The 4,564-nt window shown below is 64.4% G+C and carries 4 protein-coding genes; 1 reads left to right on the top strand and 3 read right to left on the bottom strand.

The window, feature by feature from the left end:
- Positions 1-39: 39 nt before the first annotated feature.
- On the bottom strand, positions 40-1,248 hold the full coding sequence (locus tag ENZ75_RS21825) for a GGDEF domain-containing protein (protein WP_063169531.1): 1,209 nt from the start codon (positions 1,246-1,248) through the stop codon (positions 40-42).
- A 73-nt stretch (positions 1,249-1,321) separates the two neighbouring features.
- Positions 1,322-2,518 carry a GGDEF domain-containing protein gene (locus ENZ75_RS21820; protein WP_063169532.1) on the bottom strand — a complete coding sequence of 399 codons (1,197 nt, stop codon included), beginning with the start codon at positions 2,516-2,518 and terminating at the stop codon, positions 1,322-1,324.
- Between the two features lie 159 nt (positions 2,519-2,677).
- Here ENZ75_RS21820 and ENZ75_RS21815 point away from each other — a divergent pair, with 159 nt between their 5' ends.
- Positions 2,678-2,995 carry a hypothetical protein gene (locus ENZ75_RS21815; protein ID WP_013528869.1) on the top strand — a complete coding sequence of 106 codons (318 nt, stop codon included), beginning with the start codon at positions 2,678-2,680 and terminating at the stop codon, positions 2,993-2,995.
- 38 nt (positions 2,996-3,033) lie between these two features.
- On the opposite strand, the gene leuC is transcribed toward ENZ75_RS21815, so the two are convergent.
- Positions 3,034-4,443, bottom strand: a complete 1,410-nt coding sequence (gene leuC, locus ENZ75_RS21810; RefSeq protein ID WP_063169533.1) for a 3-isopropylmalate dehydratase large subunit — start codon at positions 4,441-4,443, stop codon at positions 3,034-3,036.
- Between the last annotated feature and the right edge of the window lie 121 nt (positions 4,444-4,564).

Raw genomic sequence — 4,564 nt, 5'->3', positions numbered from 1 at the left:
CCTATATGTACGGCCTCTCCGACGGCGAGATGCCCGAACTCAGCCCCTGCCGTTAGCTTCCGTTCCGGCTGACGACCAGTTGCCGGCAGGCCCGACGGAGACGCGCACGCAATCGCGCCCGGCATTCTTCGCCTGATAGAGCGCCTGGTCGGCCCGCCGCATCAGATCGGCAAAGTCTTCGCTCGCATGGAGTTCGGCGACGCCGAAGCTCGCGGTGCAGCGGTTGTCAGCCGGCAGTCCGTCTATGGGCAGCGCGCCGAAGGCGCTGCGCGTCCCCTCGGCGAACAGCCGCGCCGCGGCAAGGTTGGTTCCCGGCAGGATGATGGCGAACTCCTCGCCGCCAATGCGGCCGGCAACGTGATGCGCGGCGGCGGCTTCACGCAGGAAGCCTGCAAAAGTCTCGATCACCCGGTCGCCGGACGCATGGCCGAAGCTGTCGTTGACGCTCTTGAAATGATCGAGATCGGCTATGACCAGCGCGACCGGCACGCCTTGCCGCAGGGCGCCAAGCACCGCCAGTTCGGCATGGCGGGTGAAGCCGCCGCGATTGAGCAGGCGCGAAAGCGTGTCCGTCTCCGACTTCGACGTCACTTCGGCAAGCACGTCGCGAACCAGGATGGCCAGCATCAGCAGCGCCAGCGCCAGCGCAAAGACAGTGCCGAGCGATTGCGACACCAGCGCGTAGTTGCTTTGCAGATAGGCTTGCGGATTGGCGCCCCAGCCGCCGAGCGCATGGGCGATGAATGGCTTGGAGGCAAACTGCAGGCCGCTCGCCGCCAGCACGGCCATCAATATGCGATCGAGACGGGCAAGCTTTTGCCTCGATGACCAGACGATGGCCAGCCCGATGAACTGCATGACCGCATAGGGAAGCTGGTAAGCCATGATGCGGATCAGCGACTGGCGGGGCAGGTCCTGTACGAAATACACAGCTATGGTGGTGGCCAACAGGAAAAACAGCATCGCCTTCCAGGGCGGCGCCACGCCGTATTTGCGGGCAAGCCCGCCATTGAACGCAATGGTGGCGGCAAGGAAGACCGCGAAGGCGGCAACGACCGGGAGCCGCGCGTCGGCAAAAGCGGGAATGGAGAATTCGATGGCCGAATAGGCCATGCCCAGCAGATAGCCAAATGCCAGCCAGCGCGCCGGCGCCCGGCCGACATCGTGGAAGGCGACCGCCATGAAGCAGGCCGCCAGCAGGCCGGCAACCGACAGATTGATCAACAGGATGAAGTTGGCGCCGCTCATGTTCTCCCGCACCCGCGCCGACAGCTAATCATCGACGGGCGAAGAAGACGTTAACGTCCTGGCCGGCCAGGATTCAGCCGGTCTTGAGCGGCTCCGGCAGGAACGCCGTTTCCGGCCGCTCATAGGACAGGCGTACACTGTCGCGGCCGTTCTTCTTGGCCTTGTAGAGCGCATCGTCGGCACGGCGCATCAGCGGCTCCAGCGCCTCGTCACCGCTGCGGGCCGCCACGCCGAAGCTTGCCGTCACCTTCGTTCCCTGGGGAAGCCCGTCGACATGGCCGGCCGAATAGACCGTGCGCACCGCTTCGGCGAACAGCCGTGCCGCGGCAAGATCGCTGAGTGGCAGCAGCACGGCGAATTCCTCGCCGCCGATACGCCCGGCAACACCGCGCGCGCCGGCCGCCGACCGAAGCTTGGCGGCGAAATCGGCAATCACGCGATCGCCCGCCCCATGCCCATGCACATCGTTGAGCGCCTTGAAATGATCGAGGTCGGCCAGCACCAACGCGACCGGGAACCGCGCCGAGGCGCAGTGCCGCAAGAGCAGCATGCCGCGCTCCTCGAAGCCACGCCGGTTGAGCAGGCCCGACAGGGGGTCGGTAAAGGTCTCGGTCTTCAACGCCTTCAACACGTCGAGTGCCGCGGCGGAAAACAGGCACAGCGCGATAAGCAGCGACAGCAGCGCGTGCGACAGCAGCGCCGTCGTCCAGTAGGACGAGCCATAGAACCCGTCATAGCTCGTGAAGGGCCCGTGCGCGATGACGACGATAAGGGTGCGCACGAAGAAGTTGACGCCCGACAGCAGCGACAGCACGAACAGGATTTTCTCGGTCGGGCCGTTGTTGCGCACCGGGCGCAGTTCGGCGGCAACCAGAAGGCTGATACCGCCGAAAGCGAAGTTCATCGCCAGGATGCGCCAGGTGAGATCCGGCGCGATGAACAGGAACCAGCAGAACGACGCCAGTCCCCCGCAGGCCAGCGCGCCGATCCCCACATAGGGCACCTTGCGGCCATAGCGGTGGACGATGGCGCCGGCCAGGCAGCAGCCGGCGATGCTGAAGCAGATGTTCGACACCAGCTTGGTCAGCGGCATGCCGATCGGCAAGGTGAAATACTGAAGCAGGAAGCCCACCGCCGAGAGACTGTAGCTGAGCGCCAGCACGGCCAGATAGGGGCGGTGGCGCTGATAGGACCATAGCACGAGGAACGCCGCGCCGAGCGCCAGCGCGATCGTCGGGTTAAGCAGCGCTATGAGCAGACCCGTGTCCAAACGACTATGACTTCCCCTCGCTTACGTCGGGGAAGAGCTTAGAGGGCAAGCCCAAACAAGCGGTTAAGCCTCGCCGCAAGCAGGACCGCCATCTCAAAATAATGTCAGGGAACCGCCGTCTCCGGTCAGCGTTCCTTCGTTGACAATCTGGAGCGACCGATGGCCGACACAATCACACTGACCGACCACGATGCGATCCGCTCGTGGGCTGCCGGGCGCGCCGGCTTTCCCGCAATCGTCGACATCTCGCCCGAAGCGGGGACGCAGCCCATGTTGAGGCTGGTCTTCGGCCAGCACGCCTATCAGGATCAGGACCAGCCTGAACGGCCGCTCAATGCGGGGGGCTATGAACTCGTCGAATGGGACGAATGGTTCAAGCTCTTCGAAGAACAACAGCTTGCGCTTGTGGTCGCGGCCGAACAGCCCGGACGCCGCGAGGAGTTCCACGAACTCGTCCGCCGCGACGGGAAGCGTTGACCCGAGCCGGGTGCGGCTCGGGTCCGTTCAAGTCTGGACTACTTCCACTCGCGAATGTCGACGAAGTGGCCGGCGATCGCCGCCGCGGCCGCCATCGCCGGCGACACCAGATGGGTGCGGCCCTTGAAGCCTTGCCGGCCCTCGAAATTGCGGTTCGAAGTCGAGGCGCAGCGTTCATGCGGCTTCAGCCGGTCGTCGTTCATGGCCAGGCACATCGAGCAGCCCGGCTCGCGCCAATCGAAACCGGCGGCGACAAAGATCTTGTCGAGGCCTTCGGCTTCCGCCTGTTCCTTGACCAGGCCGGAGCCCGGCACGATCATCGCATCGACATGCGGGCTGACCGTCTTGCCTTCGACCACCTTGGCGACGGCGCGCAGATCCTCGATGCGGCCATTGGTGCAGGAACCGATGAAGACGCGGTCGAGCGTGATGTCGGTGATCCTGGTGCCCGGCGTCAGACCCATATAGTCGAGCGCGCGCTGCTTGGAGGTGCGCTTGTTCTCATCGGTGATGTCGTCCGGGTTCGGCACGATGCCTTGCACCGACACGACGTCCTCGGGCGAAGAGCCCCAGGAGACGATCGGCGGCAGCTTGGCCGCGTCGAGCACGATCACCTTGTCGAAATGCGCGCCCTCGTCGGACTGTAGCGTCTTCCAGTATTCGAGTGCCGCATCCCAGGCCGCGCCCTTCGGCGCGCGGGGCTTGTCCTTGACATAGGCGAAGGTCGTCTCGTCCGCGGCGATCAGGCCGGCGCGCGCGCCGCCTTCGATCGACATGTTGCAGATCGTCATGCGGCCCTCCATCGACAGCGCACGGATCGCCTCGCCGGCATATTCGATGACATAGCCGGTGCCACCGGCAGTGCCGATCTCGCCGATGATGGCCAGGATGATGTCCTTGGCGGTGACACCTTCCGGCAATTGGCCGTCGACACGCACCAGCATGTTCTTGGCCTTGCGCTGGATCAGCGTCTGCGTCGCCAGAACATGCTCGACCTCGGATGTGCCGATGCCATGCGCCAGCGCGCCGAAAGCGCCGTGCGTCGAGGTGTGGCTGTCGCCGCAGACGATGGTCATGCCGGGCAGTGTAAAGCCCTGCTCCGGACCGATGATGTGGACGATGCCCTGGCGGATATCGTTCTCGGAATAATATTCGACGCCGAAATCCCTGGCGTTCTTGGCCAGCGCCTCGACCTGGATGCGGCTTTCCTCGTTCTTGATGCCGAACTTGCGCTCGGGCGAAGTCGAGACATTGTGATCGACCACGGCCAGCGTCTTTTCCGGATGCCGGACTTTACGGCCGGTCATGCGCAGGCCTTCGAAGGCCTGCGGACTGGTCACTTCATGGACCAGGTGGCGGTCGATGTAGAGCAGGCAGGTGCCGTCTTCCTGGCGATCGACGACATGGTCGTCGAAAATCTTGTCGTAGAGGGTGCGCGGTGCGCTCATGTGCGTAAATCCGTCGATATGAGAATGGGAAAGAGCAGGTGCCGGACCTCCGGCCCGGCGAAACGACCCCGATGGGTCGGCCTAGGGTAGTCGGCTGGTCCTGTCTATTATACAGATCTCA

The organism is Mesorhizobium sp. M7A.F.Ca.CA.002.04.1.1 (genome assembly GCF_004022805.1).
Lineage (GTDB): Bacteria > Pseudomonadota > Alphaproteobacteria > Rhizobiales > Rhizobiaceae > Mesorhizobium > Mesorhizobium ciceri.
Note: the sequence above shows the minus strand (reverse complement) of the source record. Positions and strands in the feature narration are given on the sequence as shown.

Bases quoted from the DNA above. Each gene is read 5' to 3' on its own strand.
- leuC (WP_063169533.1), bottom strand. From the start codon at position 4,443: ATGAGCGCACCGCGCACCCTCTACGACAAGATTTTCGACGACCATGTC.
- ENZ75_RS21815 (WP_013528869.1), top strand. From the start codon at position 2,678: ATGGCCGACACAATCACACTGACCGACCACGATGCGATCCGCTCGTGG.
- ENZ75_RS21825 (WP_063169531.1), bottom strand. From the start codon at position 1,248: ATGAGCGGCGCCAACTTCATCCTGTTGATCAATCTGTCGGTTGCCGGC.